This is a genomic window from Nocardia sp. NPDC050718, from assembly GCF_040654235.1.
Taxonomy (GTDB): domain Bacteria; phylum Actinomycetota; class Actinomycetes; order Mycobacteriales; family Mycobacteriaceae; genus Nocardia.
Map to the genome: position 1 here is coordinate 1,040,504 of NZ_JBFAHQ010000002.1, position 18,130 is coordinate 1,058,633.

Here is an 18,130-nt window from a genome sequence, read left to right on the forward strand (position 1 = left end):
GAGTTCACGCTCGAGAAAAGTCCCTTGGCGAATTGCCGGCCGACGCGGTCGGCGGAAAGGGGGCCGTGATGACCATCGTCGTCATGACCGGCGGCAGTTCGGGGTTCGGTGCGATCGCGGTCCGGCATCTCGCCGCGGACACGCGGCTGCTAGTGGGTGCCCGCGCCGCCGCCGACCTCCCGCTCGATCTCGGTCGCTTGGACTCGGTCCGCGAGTTCGCCGCGACGGTGCGCCGGCGCCTCGGCGACGAGCGCATCGACGCGCTGGTGCTGAACGCGGGCATTATCCGGCCCGACGCGGACGGCCGCAGTGCCGACGGATACGAGACGACCTTCGCGGTGAATCACCTCGCGCACTACCTGCTGATCCGGCTGCTGCTGCCGATGCTGGCCGACGGGGCACGCATCGTGCTCACCACCAGCGGTACCTACGATCCGGCCACCGGTGCCGGACTCGCGACGCCGCGGCATGCCGACGCCGACCTGCTGGCTCACCCCGACCGTGATCCCGGTCGCGAGAGCGATCCGAAACTGGCAGGTCAGCATGCCTACACCGCATCTAAGCTGTGTGCTGTGCTGACGGCGTGCGCGCTGCTCGAGCAGCCGGACCTGCGGTCGCGGGACATCACGGCGGTCGCATTCGACCCGGGTCAGGTCTTCGGTACCGGACTGGCGCGTGACCTGGCCGTACCGTTGCGGATCGCGTGGTCGGTCTTCGGTACCCCACTCGGTGCGCCGCTGCGCTGGTTCCAGCCGACGACGAACACCAGGGCCGCGGCGGGGATCGCCATGGCGGACTTGGTGCTCGGGCATGACTCGACCGGAAAGCCCACGCCGCGAACGCCTCTCGTCGCGTTGCGCCGCGGCCGTCTCGCCTGTCCCGAGCTCTCGGAACTGGCACGGCGAGACGACCTGCGGCAGCGACTGTGGAGCGACAGCGCACGGCTGGCCGGCATCGGCAGCGCAGCGGCGCACGGCGTCAGCGGGTGACGGCGGCCTCGCGCTGGAGTTCCAGGGCGATGTCGATCAGCTGGTCCTCCTGGCCGCCGATGAGCTTGCGCTCACCCGCGCGGACGAGCAGGTGCGCCGCGGAGACGCCGTAGCGTTCGGCTTGGCGTTCGGCGTGGCGCAGGAAGCTGGAGTAGACGCCCGCGTAGCCCATCATCAGGGCTTGGCGGTCGAGGAGGCATTCCGACGGCATGGCGGGGCGGACGACGTCTTCGGCGGCGTCGGTGACGGCGAAGAAGTCGACGCCGGTCTTGATGCCGAGTTTGTCGCAGACGCCGATGAAGGCTTCGACGGGCAGGTTGCCCGCGCCTGCGCCGAAGCGGCGGGCGGAGCCGTCGATCTGGGTGGCGCCGGCGCGGACGGCGTAGACGGAGTTGGCGACGGCGAGGCCGAGGTTCTCGTGGCCGTGGAAGCCGACCTGGGCGTCGTCACCGAGTTCGGCGACGAGCGCGGCCACGCGGTCCGAGACCTGTTCCAGGACGAGGGCACCCGCCGAGTCGACGACGTAGACGCACTGGCAGCCGGCATCGGCCATGATCCTGGCCTGCTTCGCCAGCGCCTCCGGCGGCTGGCTGTGCGACATCATCAGGAAGCCGACCGTCTCGAGACCGAGGTCGCGCGCGAACTTGAAATGCTGCACGGAGACGTCGGCCTCGGTGCAGTGCGTCGCGACCCGGCAAATCGAGGCGCCGTTGTCCTGGGAGATCTTGATGTCCTCCTTGACGCCGACGCCCGGCAGCATGAGGAACGCGATCTTGGCCTGCTTGGCCGATTCGGCGGCGGCCTTGATCAGTTCCTGCTCCGGGGTCTTGGAGAACCCGTAGTTGAACGACGAACCACCCAGGCCGTCACCGTGGGTGACTTCGATGACCGGCACACCGGCGCCGTCGAGGGCGGTGACGATGTCGCGGACCTCGGTGACGGTGAACTGGTGGCGCTTGTGGTGCGAGCCGTCACGCAGCGAGGTGTCGGTGACGCGGATGTCGAGATCCGTTGAGTAGACCATGGTGTCGATGCTCCTTACACCCGAGCCGAGATGATCTGGTCGGCCAGCACGTCACCCACGCGGGTGGCTGCGGCGGTCATGATGTCGAGGTTGCCCGCGTACGGGGGCAGGAAGTCGCCCGCGCCTTCGACCTCGACGAAGATCGACACCTTCGCCAAGCCACCTGACACCAGCGACGGGTCGTCGAACTGCGGGTCGTTGAGCAGCCGGTAGCCGGGCACGTACTCCTGGATGGACTTCTCCATCCGGAAGATCGACTCGGAGATCGCGTCGCGGTCGGCGTCTTCGGGAATGGCGCAGAAGATGGTGTCGCGCATGATCATCGGCGGCTCGGCCGGGTTCAGGATGATGATCGCCTTACCGCGCTGCGCGCCACCGATGGTCTCCACGCCCTTGGAGGTGGTCTTGGTGAACTCGTCGATGTTGGCGCGGGTACCCGGACCGGCCGAGACCGACGACACCGAGGCCACGATCTCGGCGTAGGACACCGGCACGACCCGCGAGACCGCGTTGACCATCGGAATCGTGGCCTGGCCACCGCAGGTGATCATGTTGACGTTCATCGCGTCACGCAGCGAATCCAAGTTCACCGGCGGGATCACCGCCGGGCCGACCGCGGCCGGAGTGAGGTCGACCGCGCGGATGCCCGCGGCCTCGTACTTCGGCGCATAGGCCCGGTGGACGTAGGCGGAGGTGGCCTCGAACAGCAGATCAGGCTTCTCGTCGAGAGCCAGCAGCCAGTCCGCGCCCTCGGCGGAGGTCTCCAGACCCAGCCCGCGCGCCCGCTTGAGCCCCTCCGAGTCGGGGTCGATGCCGATCATCCAGCGCGGCTCGATCTTGTCCGAGCGCAGCAGCTTGTAGAGCAGATCGGTGCTGATGTTGCCGGATCCGACGATCGCGGCGGTGACTGTCCCGTTGGACACGTCGAGCCTCCTTGGCTAGGCGAAAGACAAACGGACCGAACCGAGTCCGGTGAAGGTGGCGAGGAAATCGTCGCCGGGGCGGGCGTCGATGGCGCGGGTGCAGGAACCGGGCAGGACCACGTCACCGGCCTTCAGCCGCACCCCGAACCCGGCGACCTTGCGAGCGAGCCAGGCCACCGCGATCACCGGATCACCCAGCACCGCGTCGCTGCGGCCCTCGGCGATGACCTCACCGTTGCGGGTGAGCACGGCGTCGATGGCCTTGATATCGATGTCGCCGGGCGCGACGCGCTCCTTGCCGAGGACATACCCGGCGGAGGAGGCGTTGTCGGAGATGGTGTCGCACAGGCCGATCCGCCAGTCCGTGATGCGCGAATCGATCAGTTCGATCGAGGGCGCGTAGGCGACGGTCGCGGCCAGCACGTCGGCCTCGGTGCAGTCCTCGCCGGGCAGATCGGCGCCGAGCACGAACCCGACCTCGACCTCCACCCGCGGCAGCAGGAACTTCGACGTGTCGACCGGGACGTCCTCGAAGACCTCCATGTCGGCGAGCAGGTGGCCGTAGTCGGGCTCGTCGACGCCCATCATCTGCTGCATCGCCTTCGACGACAGCCCCACCTTGTGGCCGACGATCTTCGCGCCACCGGCCAGCCTGCGCCGGATGTTGAGCAGCTGGATCTCGTAGGCGTCCACCACATCGATGGCCGGATACCGGTCGGCGATGGGGGACACGGCCACCCGATCCAGCTCCGCCCGCGCCAATTCGGCGGCGAGCTCGGCGCGCACGCTGGTTGTCAGCATCCTGGCTCCCTCTTCTCCTCTGGTGATGCCCACCCATGCTCGCCGTCCACCGGCTCGGCGAACTCGGGTGTTCCCGCTGGATGGGCAGGAAATTGCGTGATCCGGCGGGGAATCATCGCGCACGCGACGACCAGTACGAGCGTCATGGCCGCGATGGTCACGAACACCAGATGCACGGCGGCGGACAACGTCTGCGGCGAGGGCGCGCCGACACCGGCCAGCCGCGCGTTGACGATCGCGCCGAAGACCGCGACCCCCACCGCGCTGCCCAGCGACCGCGCGAACATGGTGGCCGAGGTGACGACGCCGCGGTCGGACCACGGCGCGCTGGTCTGCGCCGCGATCAACGACGGTGTGGCCACCAGGCCCATGCCGGCACCGACGACGAAGCACGAGACGGCCACCTGCCACAGCGGTGAGTTCTCGCCGAGCAGCAACATCGTGGCCGTGCCGAGCGCGGCAACCGTACTGCCCAGCACCGCGCACGTGCGGAAACCGAAGCGCAGGTAGACCTTTCCGGCCTGGGCGGCGGCCAGCGGCCAGCCCAGCGTGAGGCCACCGGTGACGAGCCCGGCGACCAGCGCACTGGTGCCGAGCACACCCTGATTGAACATCGGCACATAGGTCGTGAACCCGAACAGCAGGGCGCTACCGAGCATGGCGGCGACACTGCTCGCCACCACCACCCGCCGGGTGAAGACCCACAGCGGCAGAATCGGGTGCGCGGCCCGGGATTCGACCGCGACGAACAGGACGAGCGCGAGTGCGGCGAGCCCGAACACCGCGAGCCCGGTCGGCGATCCCCACGCCCAGGCGCGACCGCCTTCGAGCAGACCGAGGACCAGGGCCCCGGCGCCGAGTGTCAGCAGCACCGCGCCCGCGTAGTCGACGCTGCGGCGACGGCGCGGCGCGGACTCGTGGAAGTTGCGGACCAGCATCCACGCGGCCAGCGCGGCCAGCGGCAGGTTGATCAGGAAGATCCAGCGCCAGCCGAGATAGTCGGCGCAGATCCCGCCCAGCAGCGGGCCGGTCACCGAGGTCACCGCCCACACCCCGGCCAGATAGCCCTGCACGGTGGCCCGTTCGGCGAGGGTGTAGAGATCACTGGCGATGACCATGGTGGTCGGCTGGATGGCCCCGGCGCCGATGCCCTGCACCGCGCGGAACACGATGAGCGCCACCATGCTGGTCGCCACCCCACACAGCAGGGAACCGAGCGCGAACACCGCCACGCCGAACAGCATCACCGGTTTCCGGCCGAAGGTGTCGGCGAGCGCGCCGTAGATCGGCACGGTGACCGCCTGGGCGAGCAGGTAGCTGGTGAACAGCCAGGGGAACAGCGCGAAGTCACCGAGACTGTCGGTGATCGAGAGGACGGCGGTCGCCAGGATCGTCGAATCGAGCGCGACGAGGCCGGTGGCCAGCATGAGGGAGGCGAGCACGGGGCCGCGCTCCGAGCCGAACCCGACCTCGGAGCGTGCGGTATCGGTTGCCACAGAGCACCTCTCGGTCAGAAGCGGATGCGCACCGAATCGGTGGTCGGCCTGGCCTGGCAGGCCAGGGTGTAGCCGGCGTCGATGTCCTCCTGATCGAGGATCGAGCTGGGGCCCATCGACACCGCGCCGTCGACGACGGTGCAGGCGCACGACCCGCATTCGCCCTCGCGGCAGGAGTAGGGCACATCGAGACCGTCGGCCAGCATGACGTCGACCAGGGTGCGCGACCGGGGCCAGCTCAGCGCGTGCACGGTGCCGTCGAGCTCCACCTCGACCTGCGCGGCGTCGGCCGCGTCGGCGTCGGCGATCGGCTCGGGGTCGGCGAACGGATCACCGGACAGCGAAACGAACACCTCGGTGGTGATCCGCTCTCGCGGCCAGCCCGCACCCGACAGCGCCTCGGTCACCGCCGCCATGAACGGGCCGGGCCCGCACACGAACGACTCGTAGGACGCGTACGGCGCCGCGAACTCCGCCAGCTGGGCGGCTGTGGGCAGACCCTGCACCGATTCCAGCCAGTGCACCACGTGCACCCGGCCCGGATGCCGCGCCACCAGTTCGCGCAGCGCCTCGGCGAAGATCACCGACTCCTGCCCGCGATTGGCGTAGAACAGCACCACCCGGCCGGTGCCGCGCGCCAGCGCCGAGCGCAGGATCGACATCACCGGCGTGATGCCGCTGCCCGCCGCCCACAGCAGCAGATCGGTGTCGAGCGAGGCCGGGGTGAAGGCGCCCTGCGGCGGGAGCACGTCGAGGGTGTCGCCGACGGAGACGTTGTCGCACAACCAGTTCGAGCCGTAGCCGTCGGCGGTGCGCTTGACCGTGACCCGCGGCGGTTCGCCGGTGAACGGTGAGCTCGCCAGGGAGTAGCAGCGGGCGACCGGCTCGGGCCGTTCGCTCGGGATCCGCAGGGTCAGGAACTGGCCTGGCCGGTAGGCGAACCGGTCGGCGGCGTCCTCGGGAACCTCGAACACGAGCGAGCGCGCGTCCGCGGTTTCCTCGATCACCGCCGCCACGCGCAGCGTCACCACCCGCGAGCCACGCGGAACGTCGACAGTCGCCCTCGTCACTGGTGTCCTCCTCGATCACAGAGCCGGTCTTGCGTGGCCACCGTCGCAGTTCACCCGTACCGCGTGGTAGACCGATCCCGGTGGTCGGGAGATCACCGCGCACTGTCCACTGACCGGGAAGAACCGGGCCGGTGGTCGCGGCGGCGAACCTAGCGTCGGGCTCGTGGACACTCGATCTCCCGGGGGCGCCCGATGAACCGCATGCAGAACACCGTCGCGCTGGTGACCGGCGCGGCCGGGGGAATGGGCCGCGCCCATTGCCGTCGGCTGGCCGAGGAGGGCGCCGACATCATCGCCGTCGACATCGAGGCCGCCGCGGCGGGCCTGGCGCAGACGGCCGCCGAGGTGGCAGCCCTCGGCCGGGTGTGCGTCACCGCCGCGGCCGACGTCCGCGATCAGGCCTCGCTGGACGTGGCGGTCGCCGACGGCGTCGCCGCGCTTGGCCGCCTGGACGTGATCGTCGCCAACGCCGGCATCTACAGCGACCTCGCCCTGTCCTGGGAACTGACGGACGAGGCCTGGCAGCGCACCATCGACATCAATCTCACCGGCATGTGGCACACCGTGCGCGCCGGTGTCCCGGCGCTGAGCGACGGCGGCTCGATCGTCATCGTCAGCTCCACCAACGGCATCACCGGCGCGGCCACCGCCTCGCACTACTCGGCGAGCAAGCACGCCGTGGTCGGCCTGGCCCGCACCCTGGCCAACGAACTCGGCCCGCGCGGCATCCGGGTCAACACCGTGCACCCCGGCTCGGTGGCGACGCCGATGATCCTCAACGACGCCGTGTACGCCAAGCTGCGCCCCGACCTGGCCAACCCCACCCAGGCCGACGCCGCCGAGGCCCTGGCCCAGCGCACGGTGCTGCCCGTGCCGTGGGTCGACCCGGTCGACATCAGCAATGCCGTGCTCTTCCTCGCATCCGACGAGTCCCGTTACGTGACGGGAACCCAGCTCGTGGTGGATGCCGGACTGACTCAGAAGGTGTGACATGGGACGGGTTTCCGGCAAGATCGCGCTGATCACCGGCGCCGCGCGCGGCATCGGTCGCGCCCAGGCCATCCGGCTGGCCGAGGAGGGCGCCGACATCGTCGCCGTCGACATCTGCGGACCGGTCGAGACCGTGGTGTCGCCGGGCGCGACGCCCGACGACCTCGCCGAGACCGTGCGCGCGGTCGAGGCGACGGGTGCCCGGATCGTCGCGGCCACCGTCGACGTCCGCGACGGCGCCGCGCTGCGGACGGCGGTCGACGCCGCTGTCGCGGAGCTGGGCGGCCTCGACATCGTCTGCGCCACCGCCGGGATCAGCTCCAGCGCCGGCGCGCTGGAGCTGACCGAGCAGCAGTGGCAGACGATGATCGACATCAACCTGACCGGCGTCTGGCAGACCTGCAAGGCCGCCACCCCGCACCTGCTCACCCGCGGCGGCGGCGCGATGATCCTGACCAGTTCGATCGCGGGTCTGCGCGGGCTGGTCGGCGTCGCGCACTACACCGCCGCCAAGCACGGTGTGGTGGGCCTGATGCGCTCGCTCGCCAAAGAGCTGGCGCCGCACCATGTCCGGGTCAATTCGGTGCACCCCACCAATGTCGACACCCCGATGATCCAGAACGACATGGTGCGCAAGGTGTTCCGTCCCGACCGCGAACATCCGACGCGCGAGGAGTTCGCCGAGGCGGCGGTGACGATGAACATGCTGCCGATCCCGTGGGTCGATCCCGTCGACATCGCCAACGCGTCGCTGTTCCTGGCCTCCGACGAGGCCCGCTACATCACCGCGGTGACGCTGCCCGTCGACGCGGGCTCGACCCAGCGCTGAACGATGCGGTGGTGCGGCCCTCGACACGAGGCCGCACCACCGCGACAGCGACTGTCGCCCCAGCTCTTTCGCGGATCTCAGCGGGTCGGCGCAAGATCGGCGAGCCCGGACATGGAGCGGGGAAGGTCGCCGTGGTGCAGGACGCCGAGGCGCTGGGTGGCCCGGGTGAGGGCGACATAGAGTTCGGCCGCGCCCCGAGGTCCGTCGGCGAGGATCCGCGCCGGCTCGACGACCAGCACCGCGTCGTACTCCAGGCCCTTGGTCTCCGACGCGGTGACCGTGCCGGGTACCCCGGGCGGACCGATGACCACACTCGTGCCCGCCCTGGTGGACTCCGCGCGCACGAATTCCTCGATGGCCGTGCCGAGTTCGTCCGCGTCCACCCGGCGCGACCACGGCGCGACGCCACACGCGCGCACCGATTCCGGCGGCCGCACCTCGGGCGCGAACTCGGCGAGCACCGCCGCGGCGACGGCCATGATCTCGGCGGGCGTGCGGTAGTTGACGGTCAGCGCGCGATAGGCCCAGCGGCCCGGGACATACGGCTCCAGCATCGAGGCCCACGAACTCGCCCCGGCCGCCGAGCGGCGCTGCGCGAGATCGCCGACGATCGTGAAGGACTTGCCCGGGCAGCGGCGCATCAGCACCCGCCAGTCCATCTCCGACAGTTCCTGCGCCTCGTCGACGACGACGTGCCGGTAGGTCCACTCGCGGTCCGCCGCGGCGCGTTCGGCCAGCTCCCTGGTATCGCGTTCGAGGAAGCGCTCGGCCAGATCCTCGCCGAAGAGCATGTCCTGGGCGAACAGGTGGTCCTCGTCGTCCATGTGGTCTTCGCGGTTCACCATGTTCTCGAGCACCCGAGCGGCATAGGTCGCCTCGGCCCTGGCCGCCCGCTCGGCGGTGTCGTCGACGGGCTGGTGCCTGCCGAGCAGATCGACGAGTTCGTCGAGCAGTGGCACGTCCGACACGGTCCAGGCGGCGCCGTCGGCGCGATAGAGCGCGGCATCCGCGCCCGCCGCCCGCAGCCGATCGTGCGACGAATACAGCTGGGACAGCAGCGTTTCCGGTGTCAGGATCGGCCACAGGTCGTCCAGTGCCGTGGTGAACGCGGTGTGGTCGGCGAGTTCGGCGACCAGGTCGGCGCGCAGCTGCTCCCACGCCTCGCGGTCGTCGCGGGTGAGCCAACCCTGGCCGATCCGGCCGATCGCGCGCTCGGTGAGGACATAGGTGATGATCTCGCGGAACACCTCGCGCGCCTCGTTGTGCGGCCGTCCGCTCGCGCGGGCCTCCTCGGTCGCCCACTGCGCGGTGTCGGCGTCGATGCGCACGGTGACATCGGAGAGCTCGATCGGGATCGGGTCCACCGGCAGTCGCTGCCGGTCCGCGATCGCCGCCGCGAGCACGTCGAGGATGCGCAGCGAACCCTTGAGCCGTGCCGCCGCGGGCGCGTCCTCGGCCGTGACGTGCAGCCCCGGGACGAGGTCGCCCGTGGTCGTGAACACCACATTGGTCTCGCCCAGCGACGGCAGCACATGCGCGATGTGGTGCAGGAACGCCGGATTGGGCCCGACCACGAGCACGCCCTGGCGTTCCATCCGCGCGCGCTGGGTGTAGAGCAGATAGGCGACGCGGTGCAGCGCCACCACGGTCTTGCCGGTGCCCGGCCCGCCCTCGATCACCAGGACGCCGGGATGGTCGAGCCGGATGATCTCGTCCTGCTCGGCCTGGATCGTCGCGACGATGTCGCGCATGCCCGCCCCGCGGGGCGCGTCGACCGCTGCCAGCAGCGCCGCGTCACCGCGCGCGTCGCCGTCGGGCCTGCCGAGCACCTCGTCGGTGAAGTCGGTCACCCGGCGGCCGCGGGTGTGGAACTGGCGCCGCCTGCGCATGTCCTCCGGTGTGGCGGCGGTCGCGACATAGAACGCGCGCGCGGCGGGCGCGCGCCAGTCGAGCAGCAGCGGCTCGAACTCGTTCGCCTCGTCGAACAGGCCGATGCGGCCGATGTAGGACACCGCGCCGGAGAGCGCGTCGAGCCGGCCGAAGCACAGCCCGTTGTCGGCCACGTCCAGGCGCGCGGCCTCCTTGGCCAGCGCGCGTGCTTCGGCATCCCGGTCCATGGCCGAGACGCCCTTGCCGCGCAGCGTCGCGCGGTAGCGGCCCTTCACCCGGGCCCGCTCGGCGTCGAGCCGCGCGTAGAGCCCGTCCACGTACTGCTGCTCGGACCGCAGTTCGTCCTGATACTCCTGAGCTGACACCTGCCCTCACTTTCCCGGTTCACCGATCCCGGCGGAGCGCGTCGATCACACTCGTTTCCGCAGCTTCTGGCTTCGGCGGACGATTATGCGGCAGCACCGGGGCCTTGCGGCAAGACCCCCTGTGCGCTATATGTTGGATACGGAAGGGGAGTGAGGACTCCTCCCGTCCAGCGCACAGGGGGTTTCAGGACCGGCGCTCACGCCGTCCGGTCGGCATCCTTCCGGGTCAGGAAAGCCAGGACCGCCGACTCGAATTCGTCCTTGCGCTCGATCATCGCCCAGTGCCCGCAGTTCGGGAACACGTGCAGTTCGGCGCGCGGGATCGTGCGCATCGGGATCAGCGCCATGTCCAGCGGGCTCACCCGGTCGTCGCGGCCCCAGGTGATCAGCGTCGGAGCCTGTACCTTGTGCAGCATCGCCCACGGCGGGGGCGCGTCCGAGGCCTCCATCGCCCGCACCATCATCGCGAACGCGGCCTTGCTGTACATCCGGCGCGCGCTGTCGAGCGTCGCCGGATCGGTGGCCTGGGTCCAGCGCTCCTCGATGAGTTCGTCGGTGACCATGGCCGGGTCGTAGACCATCGAGTGCAGCCACTGGACCAGCCGCTCGCGGGTGGGCTCCTCGGTGAACTCCTGCAGCAGCTTGATGCCCTCGCCGGGGCCGGGGCTGAACAGGTTGCGCCCGATGCCGCCGATCGTCACCAGCTTGCCGACCCGCTCCGGGTGCGCGATCGCGTAGTTGAGCGCGACGCCGCCGCCCATCGAGTTGCCGATGATGTCGACACTGTCCAGGCCCAGCGCGTCGACGAAGCGGACCACCGCGTCGAGCGCGGTGACCATCGGGTGCCCGCCGAAGTCGTCGCTCACCCCGAAGCCGGGGAATTCCAGGACCAGGCAGTGGAATCGGTCGGCGAACGTCGCGAGATTGCCGCGGAAGTTCCGCCACCCGGTGACGCCGGGGCCCGATCCGTGCAGGAGCAGCAGCGGCGGACCGTCGCCCGCCTCGTGGTAGCGCAGCACGCCCGCGTCGGTGCGGATCTCGCGCAGCGTGCCCTCGTAGCTCAGGTCGGTCATGCGTGCGTGCCCCCGTCGATGCGGATCTCGGTGCCGGTGATGAACGCGCCGTCCTCGGAGACCAGCATCGCGATGACGCCCGCGACCGCCGTCGGGTCACCCATGCCGGCGCCGCCGGACTCGAGGTCGGTCGGCAGGGCGGGGGACAGCTTCGAGAACAGGGCCCAGTCGGCGTCGGCGGGGACGTAGCCGGGGGTGGCGTCGGTGATGCCGGACTTGATGCTGCCCGGCGCGACGCACACCGCGCGCAGGCCCTTGCCGCCGTATTCGAGGGCGATGGCGTGGGTGAAGGACTGGATGCCGCCCTTGCTCGCCGCGTAGGCCGCCATGTACGGGTGCGCGAACGCCGCCGAGGTGGAGCTGAAGTTCACGATGGTCGCGCGCGGGTTGGCCAGCAGCGCGGGCAGTGCCTCGCGGACGACCAGGAAGGTGCCGGTCAGGTTGACCCGCAGGATCAGGTCCCACAGCTCCAGCGAGGTCTGCTCGGTGTGCGAGGCGCGCAGGATGCCCGCCGCGTTCACCAGCGAATCGAGGCCGCCGAGGGTCTCGGTCGAGGACCGGACGCCATCGATCACCGACTGCTCGTCACCGATGTCGATGGTCAGGGTGGTGAGCCGGTCGGCGGTGCCGCGTTCGGTGGCCTGGGCCTGAGTGGCCGCGAGCCCGTCCGCCGACACGTCGGCGGCGACCACCCGGGCGCCTTCGTCGAGCAACCGGAGCACGGTGGCCTGCCCGATGCCGGACGCGGCGCCGGTGACCAGTGTCCGGTGGCCGTCGAGTCTGTTCATGTGTCGTCTCTCCTAGGTGTGTGGGGTCAGCCGAGCCGGCCGGGAACCGGCTCGTGCCGCAACTGATCGGTCGCCAATTCGCCCTTGCGGACCGCGTTCTCGATCGAATCGCGCAGCGCCGCGCAGGTGGGGATCCAGCTGCTCGGCTCGCCGAGGGCCGCGCGCCGGGCGAACTCCGGGCACGCGGACTCGGCGTCGTCGAGCCATTGGACGCTGGTGTGGCTGGGACTGAACTTCTCGGCCAGCACCTTGTTGCCGCAGCTCGCGCATTCGACGGGATGCATGATGCCCGCCTCAGCGCTCACCGGCGGCGTGACGCGCGCCGACATAGCCGAACACCATCGCGGGGCCGATGGTCGCGCCAGCGCCGGCGTAGTCGTTGCCCATCACGGCGGCCGAGGTGTTGCCCGCGGCGTAGAGGCCGGGGATGGCGGAGCCGTCGGCGCGCAGCACCTGGGCGTCGGCGTTGTACACCAGACCGCCCTTGGTGCCGAGGTCGCCGATGCGCACGCGCAGCGCGTAGTACGGACCCTTGTCCAGGACGTCGAGCGCGGGCACCGACAGCGTCGGGTCGCCGTAGTAGTTGTCGTAGGCGCTGACACCGCGACCGAAGTCGGCGTCGTGACCGTCGCGGGCGAAACCGTTGAACCGGTCGAGGGTCTGCCGCAGCGTGGCGGCCGGAACACCGATCTCGGTGGCCAGGCCCTCGATGTCGGGGGCGCTGCGCACCAGCCCGCTCGAGGTCCACGAGCTGGGGAACTTCTGCCCCGGCACGATGCCGCCGATGGGGTAGCGGCTCTTGGCCTTCGTGTCGAAGATCAGCCACGCGGGATCGTGGCTGCCCTTGAGCTGGGCGTGCACGAACGTGACGTACGGCGACGCCTCGTTGGTGAAGCGCTGGCCCGAGCTGTCGACGATGATCGAGCGCGGAATCGACCGCTCCGAGACCAGCACCTGGTTGATGCCGTCGGGCCGCTGGAACGACGGCATCCACCACGCGTCGTCCATCAGATCGACCGCGGCGCCGACCTGCTCGCCCGCGACGATGCCGTCACCGGTGTTGTCGGCCGAGGCCGCGCTGAAGTTGTCGCTGCCGCCCTCGGGCAGGTAGCGCTCGCGCATGGCCTGGTTGTACTCGAAACCGCCCGTGGCCAGCAGGACACCGTCGCGCGCCCGGATCCGGATCTCGCGGCCGTCGCGTTCGGCGACGACGCCGAGCACCGCCCCGGTCTCGTCGGTGATCAGCGAACGCAGCGGCGTGTTCAGCCACAGCGGCACACCCGCGTCGCGCAGGGCCAGCCGCAGCCGCGCGATCAGCGCCCGGCCGAGGGTGTCCATGTGCCTGCGCAGCAGGATCGCCTTGACCGCCCGCAGGCCGGTCAGCAGCGCGGTCCAGCGCGCCTTCCAGGTGCGGGTCACCATGTTGAGCTGGACGAAGTCCTTGGAGGTGATGAACAGTCCGGGCGGGGTCGCCAGCGCGGCCGGGCGCAGCAGATCCTCGTCCTCGCCGAGCTGCTTGAGGTCCACCGGCAGCGGCTCGATGGACCGGCCCGCGGGCCGTCCGCCCGGCGCTTCGGGGTGGTAGTCGGAGTAGCCGGTGCACCATTGGAACCGCAGGTGCGGGCTGGTCTCGAGGAAGGCGAGCATGCGCGGGCCCTCGTCGATGAAGGCGTCCAGGTTCGCGGTGGGCACCCGGTCGCCGACGACGGCGTCGAGGTAGGCCCGCACGTCGGCGCGGGAGTCACCGAGGCCCTCGCGCAGCAGCGTCGGGTTGTTCGGCACCCAGATACCGCCGCCGGAGAGCGCGGTGCTGCCGCCGTACACCGAGGCTTTCTCGATGACGAGGGTGTCCAGCCCGCGATCGGCGGCGGCGAGCGCGCCGGTCAGCCCGCCCGCGCCGCTGCCGACGACGAGGAAGCCGACTTCGTGATCCCAGTGTTGTTCGGTCGCAGTCACTCTCGCCTCGCTCAGCCGACGACCATGTCGTCCTGGGACCAGAACGCGCGCATGCTGGTGATGCGGGCGTCCTCGTCGAAGGTCATGACATCGATCGGATCGAGGGTGAACTTCTGGTCGTTGAACTCGGTGACCACCCGGAAGCTGAACGCGGCGCTGTTGCCCGCGACGCGCACGGTGAACAGTTCCGCCGACCGCTTCAGCGGCTCGATGGCCTCGTAGAACGTGGTGATCGCGGCGTGGCCGACATGCGGTTCGGTGCCGACCGGGTCCTCCACCGTCGCGTCTTCGCGGTAGAGGGCGACGATGTCGGCAGCCGTCCCGCTGCCGACGGCCTCCACATATTTGCGCACCGTCGCGCGAATGTCGTCCGCTGAAGCCATCGTGTTGCTCCTGAAATGTCGAGAAGAGGGGATATGTGAACCGAACCACACTCGGTGGTCGGTGGGGACGGGTCCCTCCCGGCCAGCGGGAGGGACCCGGGTGGGCTCATTCGCCCAGCATGTGCCGCACGGCGAGGTAGCTGAACAGCATGGACGCGCCGATCGGATTGCCGCCGCCGGGGTAGACCTCGCCGCTGACCGCGGCCATGGTGTTGCCCGCCGCGTACAGGCCCTGGATCGGCGCGCCGTCGCGGCCGAGCACCCTGGCCGCGCTGTCGGTGCGCAGACCGCCCTTGGTGCCCAGGTCGGAGATGCCGAACGCCGCCGCGTGGAACGGGCCCTTCTCGATGGTCACCAGCGGCGGTTCGCCCGCCGAGAAGGCGCGATCGTAGGCCTCGTCGCCGCGCCCGAAGTCCGGGTCGACACCGGTGGCGACCATGCCGTTGAACCGCTCCACGGTGGCCTCGAGCGCCGCCGCGGGCACGCCGATCTTCGCGGCCAGCTCGGCGAGGGTGTCGGCGGTGTGCCACAGACCCGCGTCGACGTACTGCTGGGTCTCGACCATGGACACGTTGGTGGCCTTGATCGGCGGCACCTCGCCTTCCTTGTCGTCGTAGATCATCCAGAACGGCAGCGTCAGGCCGCGCTCGGTCATCTGCCGGATCACGTCGCGGCCGAGCCGGTCGTAGGGCGCGGACTCGTTGACGAACCGGTTGCCCTCCTGGTCGACGAAGATGCCGCCGGTGAACCACAGCGCGAACGCCGAGCGCCCGTCCGGGTGGGTCAGGCCCGGCGACCACCACGCCTGATCCATCAGATCGGTGTCGGCGCCCGCCGCGATGCCCGCCTGGTGCGCCAGACCCTGATTGCCCGAGGGACCCATGGTGTCGCGGGCCTCGCCCGGCACGCCGTAGTGCGCGCGCAGTTCCGCGTTCTGCTCGAAGCCGCCCGCCGCCAGCACCACGCCGCGCCGGGCCCGGATCGCGAACCGGCCACCCTCGCGCTCGACGATCGCGCCGGTCACCACGCCGTCCTCGACCACGAGTTCCACCAGTGGCGACTCGAGGTACAGCTTCGCGTGCGGGTAGGTCGACAGCGCGCGCAGCATGCGCCCGATCAGCGCCTGGCCGCCGATCAGCAGCTCCGGCAGGGGAGCGCCGAGCCGGTCGGTGTCGAGCGGTCCGCGCAGCGACTCGCGCAGCTCGCCCAGTTCGGCGGCGGGCAGCGGGCTCGGCATGATGTGGCGCTGCCCGTCGAGCCGGGCCTTGGGCGCCTTACCGAAGTAGTCCGGCCAGGGCAGCATCTGGAACTCGAAATGATTGTCGGCTTCGAGGTATTCGATGAGGTCGCGACCCCGCCGGACATAGGTCTGCTGCAACTCGTCGGGCGTGCGGTCGCCGACGACGGCCCGGTAGTAGGTGAGCGCGTCGTCGAGGGTGTCGTCGGTGCCCGCCCGTTCCAGCACCGGGTTGCACGGGAACCAGACGCCACCGCCGCCCGAGTACGCGGTCGTGCCGCCGAACTTGTCGGTCGCCTCGACCACCGCGACGCTGAGCCCCTCGCGGGCGGCGGTGTAGGCGCCGGCCAGGCCACCGCCCGAGCCCGCGACCAGCACGTCCACCTCGTCGTTCCAGTCCACCACTGTTTCCTCCTGGTACCGCTTCGTAGTGCCGATGACGGTAGGTGCGGTGACGCCGGTCACGGTGCGGGCCGTCCCGATCACCGGGAGGCGATCGATGCGCGAACGTGCCGGTCAGCGGGAAGGACATCTGCTCACGCGGCCCGCGCGTCCTTAGCGTCGCTGGCAGAGAACCGGTCTCCATCGAAAGGTAGGCACTGTGAACCCCGAGACCCCATCGGCATCAGTGAAGGGCCAGGCCGACGTCGACGTGGTCGTCGTCGGTGCCGGCATCGCCGGCCTGTACGCGCTGCACCGCTTCCGCGGCAGCGGCCTGACCGTGCGGGTGTTCGAAGCAGGCGAGGGCGTCGGCGGCGTCTGGTACTGGAACCGCTACCCGGGCGCGCGGTGCGACGTGGAGAGCGTGGACTACTCGTACTCGTTCGACGACGCGCTGCAGCAGGAGTGGAACTGGAGCGAGAAGTACGCCACCCAGCCCGAGATCCTGTCCTACCTCGAGCATGTCGCCGACCGCTACGACCTGCGCCGCGACATCGAATTCGGTACCCGCGTCACCGATATCGTGCTCGACGAGCAGACCCTGCGCTGGCAGGTCGACACCGACACCGGCCGCGCCGTGTCGGCCCGCTTCGTCGTGCTGGCCACCGGTCCGCTGTCCAACGCGAACACCCCGGCCATCGACGGCCTCGACACCTTCGCCGGCCGCGTGCTGCACACCTCGCACTGGCCGCACGAGGGTGTCGACCTCACCGGGCAGCGGGTCGGCGTCATCGGCACCGGTTCCTCCGGCATCCAGACCATCCCGTGCCTGGCCGAGCAGGCCGAGCAGCTGCACGTGTTCCAGCGCACCGCCAATTACAGTGTGCCCGCGGGCAATACGCCGCTGAGCGAGGCGGACCGGCGGGCCCAGAAGGCGAACTACCCCGAGCGCAGGCGGCTGTCGATGGCCAGCGGCGGCGGCTCCCCGCACCAGGCGCACCCGCGGTCCGCGCTCGACGTCGACGAGCGGGAACTGCGCGAGGCCTACGAGCAGCGCTGGGCGCTGGGCGGCGTGCTGTTCAGCAAGACCTTCCCCGATCAGCTGGTGACCCTGGCCGCCAACGACACCGCGCGCGAGTTCTGGGAGGAGAAGGTGCGGGCGGTGATCGACGACCCGCGGGTGGCCGACCTGCTGGTGCCGCGTGATCACCCGATCGGCACCAAGCGCATCTGCACCGACACGAACTACTACCAGACCTACAACCGCGCCAACGTGGAGCTGGTGGACCTGCGGGCGACCCCGATCGACCGCGTCGACGCCACCGGCGTGCACACCACCGGCGCGCACTACCCGCTCGACACCCTGGTGCTCGCCACCGGATTCGACGCGATGACCGGCTCGGTGTCGCGGATGAACATCGTCGGCCGCGGCGGCGAATCGCTCAACGCGGCGTGGGCGGAGGGGCCGAAGACCTATCTGGGACTGGGTATGACGGGCTTCCCGAACCTGTTCAACCTGACCGGTCCCGGCAGCCCGTCGGTGCTGGCCAACATGGTGCTGCACTCGGAGCTGCACGTCGACTGGGTGGCCGAGGCCATCGGCTTCCTCGACGGCCGGGGCGCGGTGGCGCTCGAGGCCAGGCCGGACGCGGTGGCGGACTGGGTCGGCCAATGCGCGACCAGGGCGGCGGGAACGCTGATGACCCAGGCGAATTCGTGGTACCTGGGCGCCAATATCGAGGGCAGGCCGCGGGTGTTCATGCCCTTCGTCGGCGGCTTCGGGGTCTACGGCGAGATCATCGCCGAGGTCGCGGCCGCGGGATACAAGGGCTTCGACGTCCTGGAGGCGTGAGACACGACGGCGGGGGGGGGGCCTGCGGTCCCCCCCCCCCCGGGTAGGGGGACGGCCCGCAGGCGCCCCAAAACCCCCGGGTG

General features: G+C 70.5%; 16 protein-coding genes. 4 read left to right on the top strand and 12 right to left on the bottom strand.

Going from position 1 to position 18,130, the window contains the following annotated elements:
- The first annotated feature begins 68 nt into the window (after window positions 1-68).
- Entirely contained in the window at window positions 69-989 is a 921-nt protein-coding gene (locus AB0H54_RS14300; protein WP_357345654.1) for an SDR family NAD(P)-dependent oxidoreductase, read from the top strand.
- On the opposite strand, the gene dmpG is transcribed toward AB0H54_RS14300, so the two are convergent.
- From dmpG to AB0H54_RS14325, 5 genes are read right to left on the bottom strand one after another with little or no spacing between them, the layout of a single operon-like run.
- The gene (gene dmpG / locus AB0H54_RS14305) at window positions 979-2,013 is read right to left on the bottom strand and encodes a 4-hydroxy-2-oxovalerate aldolase (protein ID WP_357345656.1); all 1,035 of its coding nucleotides are present in this window, start codon (window positions 2,011-2,013) and stop codon (window positions 979-981) included. The two genes, AB0H54_RS14300 and dmpG, sit on opposite strands and share 11 nt — an antisense overlap.
- Window positions 2,014-2,027: 14 nt before the next feature.
- Window positions 2,028-2,936: an acetaldehyde dehydrogenase (acetylating) gene (locus tag AB0H54_RS14310; RefSeq protein ID WP_357345658.1), complete on the bottom strand. Its 909-nt coding sequence runs from the start codon at window positions 2,934-2,936 to the stop codon at window positions 2,028-2,030.
- Between the two features lie 15 nt (window positions 2,937-2,951).
- Window positions 2,952-3,737, bottom strand: a complete 786-nt coding sequence (locus AB0H54_RS14315) for a 2-keto-4-pentenoate hydratase (RefSeq protein WP_357345660.1) — start codon at window positions 3,735-3,737, stop codon at window positions 2,952-2,954.
- Window positions 3,731-5,233, bottom strand: a complete 1,503-nt coding sequence (locus AB0H54_RS14320) for an MDR family MFS transporter (protein WP_357345662.1) — start codon at window positions 5,231-5,233, stop codon at window positions 3,731-3,733. Before AB0H54_RS14320 ends, AB0H54_RS14315 begins: the two co-directional genes overlap by 7 nt.
- Before the next feature lie 14 nt (window positions 5,234-5,247).
- On the bottom strand, window positions 5,248-6,303 hold the full coding sequence (locus AB0H54_RS14325; protein ID WP_357345664.1) for a ferredoxin--NADP reductase: 1,056 nt from the start codon (window positions 6,301-6,303) through the stop codon (window positions 5,248-5,250).
- Between the two features lie 192 nt (window positions 6,304-6,495).
- Between AB0H54_RS14325 and AB0H54_RS14330 the strand changes: the two genes are divergently transcribed.
- Both AB0H54_RS14330 and AB0H54_RS14335 read left to right on the top strand, forming a co-directional pair.
- Window positions 6,496-7,293, top strand: a complete 798-nt coding sequence (locus tag AB0H54_RS14330) for a mycofactocin-coupled SDR family oxidoreductase (protein WP_357345666.1) — start codon at window positions 6,496-6,498, stop codon at window positions 7,291-7,293.
- Window position 7,294: 1 nt separating this feature from the next.
- Entirely contained in the window at window positions 7,295-8,122 is an 828-nt protein-coding gene (locus tag AB0H54_RS14335) for a mycofactocin-coupled SDR family oxidoreductase (protein ID WP_355284518.1), read from the top strand.
- Between the two features lie 77 nt (window positions 8,123-8,199).
- Here AB0H54_RS14335 and helR read toward each other — a convergent pair whose 3' ends face one another.
- From helR to AB0H54_RS14370, 7 genes are all read right to left on the bottom strand, one after another.
- The gene (helR, locus tag AB0H54_RS14340; protein ID WP_357345668.1) at window positions 8,200-10,377 is read right to left on the bottom strand and encodes an RNA polymerase recycling motor ATPase HelR; all 2,178 of its coding nucleotides are present in this window, start codon (window positions 10,375-10,377) and stop codon (window positions 8,200-8,202) included.
- A 197-nt stretch (window positions 10,378-10,574) separates the two neighbouring features.
- On the bottom strand, window positions 10,575-11,450 hold the full coding sequence (locus AB0H54_RS14345; RefSeq protein WP_357345670.1) for an alpha/beta fold hydrolase: 876 nt from the start codon (window positions 11,448-11,450) through the stop codon (window positions 10,575-10,577).
- A complete protein-coding gene (locus AB0H54_RS14350) occupies window positions 11,447-12,238 on the bottom strand; it encodes an SDR family oxidoreductase (protein ID WP_357345672.1) in 792 nt (263 codons plus the stop codon). The genes AB0H54_RS14345 and AB0H54_RS14350 overlap by 4 nt, the downstream gene beginning before the upstream one ends.
- 26 nt (window positions 12,239-12,264) lie before the next feature.
- Window positions 12,265-12,522: a hypothetical protein gene (locus AB0H54_RS14355; RefSeq protein ID WP_357345756.1), complete on the bottom strand. Its 258-nt coding sequence runs from the start codon at window positions 12,520-12,522 to the stop codon at window positions 12,265-12,267.
- A 10-nt stretch (window positions 12,523-12,532) separates the two neighbouring features.
- On the bottom strand, window positions 12,533-14,194 hold the full coding sequence (locus AB0H54_RS14360) for an FAD-binding protein (RefSeq protein WP_355284506.1): 1,662 nt from the start codon (window positions 14,192-14,194) through the stop codon (window positions 12,533-12,535).
- Window positions 14,195-14,205: 11 nt separating this feature from the next.
- Window positions 14,206-14,577 carry a nuclear transport factor 2 family protein gene (locus tag AB0H54_RS14365; protein ID WP_355284503.1) on the bottom strand — a complete coding sequence of 124 codons (372 nt, stop codon included), beginning with the start codon at window positions 14,575-14,577 and terminating at the stop codon, window positions 14,206-14,208.
- Between the two features lie 106 nt (window positions 14,578-14,683).
- Entirely contained in the window at window positions 14,684-16,219 is a 1,536-nt protein-coding gene (locus tag AB0H54_RS14370) for an FAD-binding protein (protein ID WP_357345674.1), read from the bottom strand.
- Between the two features lie 196 nt (window positions 16,220-16,415).
- Here AB0H54_RS14370 and AB0H54_RS14375 point away from each other — a divergent pair, with 196 nt between their 5' ends.
- The gene (locus AB0H54_RS14375) at window positions 16,416-18,047 is read left to right on the top strand and encodes an NAD(P)/FAD-dependent oxidoreductase (protein ID WP_357345676.1); all 1,632 of its coding nucleotides are present in this window, start codon (window positions 16,416-16,418) and stop codon (window positions 18,045-18,047) included.
- Window positions 18,048-18,130: the final 83 nt, after the last annotated feature.

Excerpts from the sequence above, each read along its gene's own strand:
- AB0H54_RS14300 (WP_357345654.1), top strand. The coding sequence starts at position 69 with ATGACCATCGTCGTCATGACCGGCGGCAGTTCGGGGTTCGGTGCGATC.
- dmpG (WP_357345656.1), bottom strand. The coding sequence starts at position 2,013 with ATGGTCTACTCAACGGATCTCGACATCCGCGTCACCGACACCTCGCTG.
- AB0H54_RS14315 (WP_357345660.1), bottom strand. The coding sequence starts at position 3,737 with ATGCTGACAACCAGCGTGCGCGCCGAGCTCGCCGCCGAATTGGCGCGG.
- AB0H54_RS14330 (WP_357345666.1), top strand. The coding sequence starts at position 6,496 with ATGAACCGCATGCAGAACACCGTCGCGCTGGTGACCGGCGCGGCCGGG.
- AB0H54_RS14335 (WP_355284518.1), top strand. The coding sequence starts at position 7,295 with ATGGGACGGGTTTCCGGCAAGATCGCGCTGATCACCGGCGCCGCGCGC.
- AB0H54_RS14345 (WP_357345670.1), bottom strand. The coding sequence starts at position 11,450 with ATGACCGACCTGAGCTACGAGGGCACGCTGCGCGAGATCCGCACCGAC.
- AB0H54_RS14350 (WP_357345672.1), bottom strand. The coding sequence starts at position 12,238 with ATGAACAGACTCGACGGCCACCGGACACTGGTCACCGGCGCCGCGTCC.
- AB0H54_RS14355 (WP_357345756.1), bottom strand. The coding sequence starts at position 12,522 with ATGCATCCCGTCGAATGCGCGAGCTGCGGCAACAAGGTGCTGGCCGAG.
- AB0H54_RS14365 (WP_355284503.1), bottom strand. The coding sequence starts at position 14,577 with ATGGCTTCAGCGGACGACATTCGCGCGACGGTGCGCAAATATGTGGAG.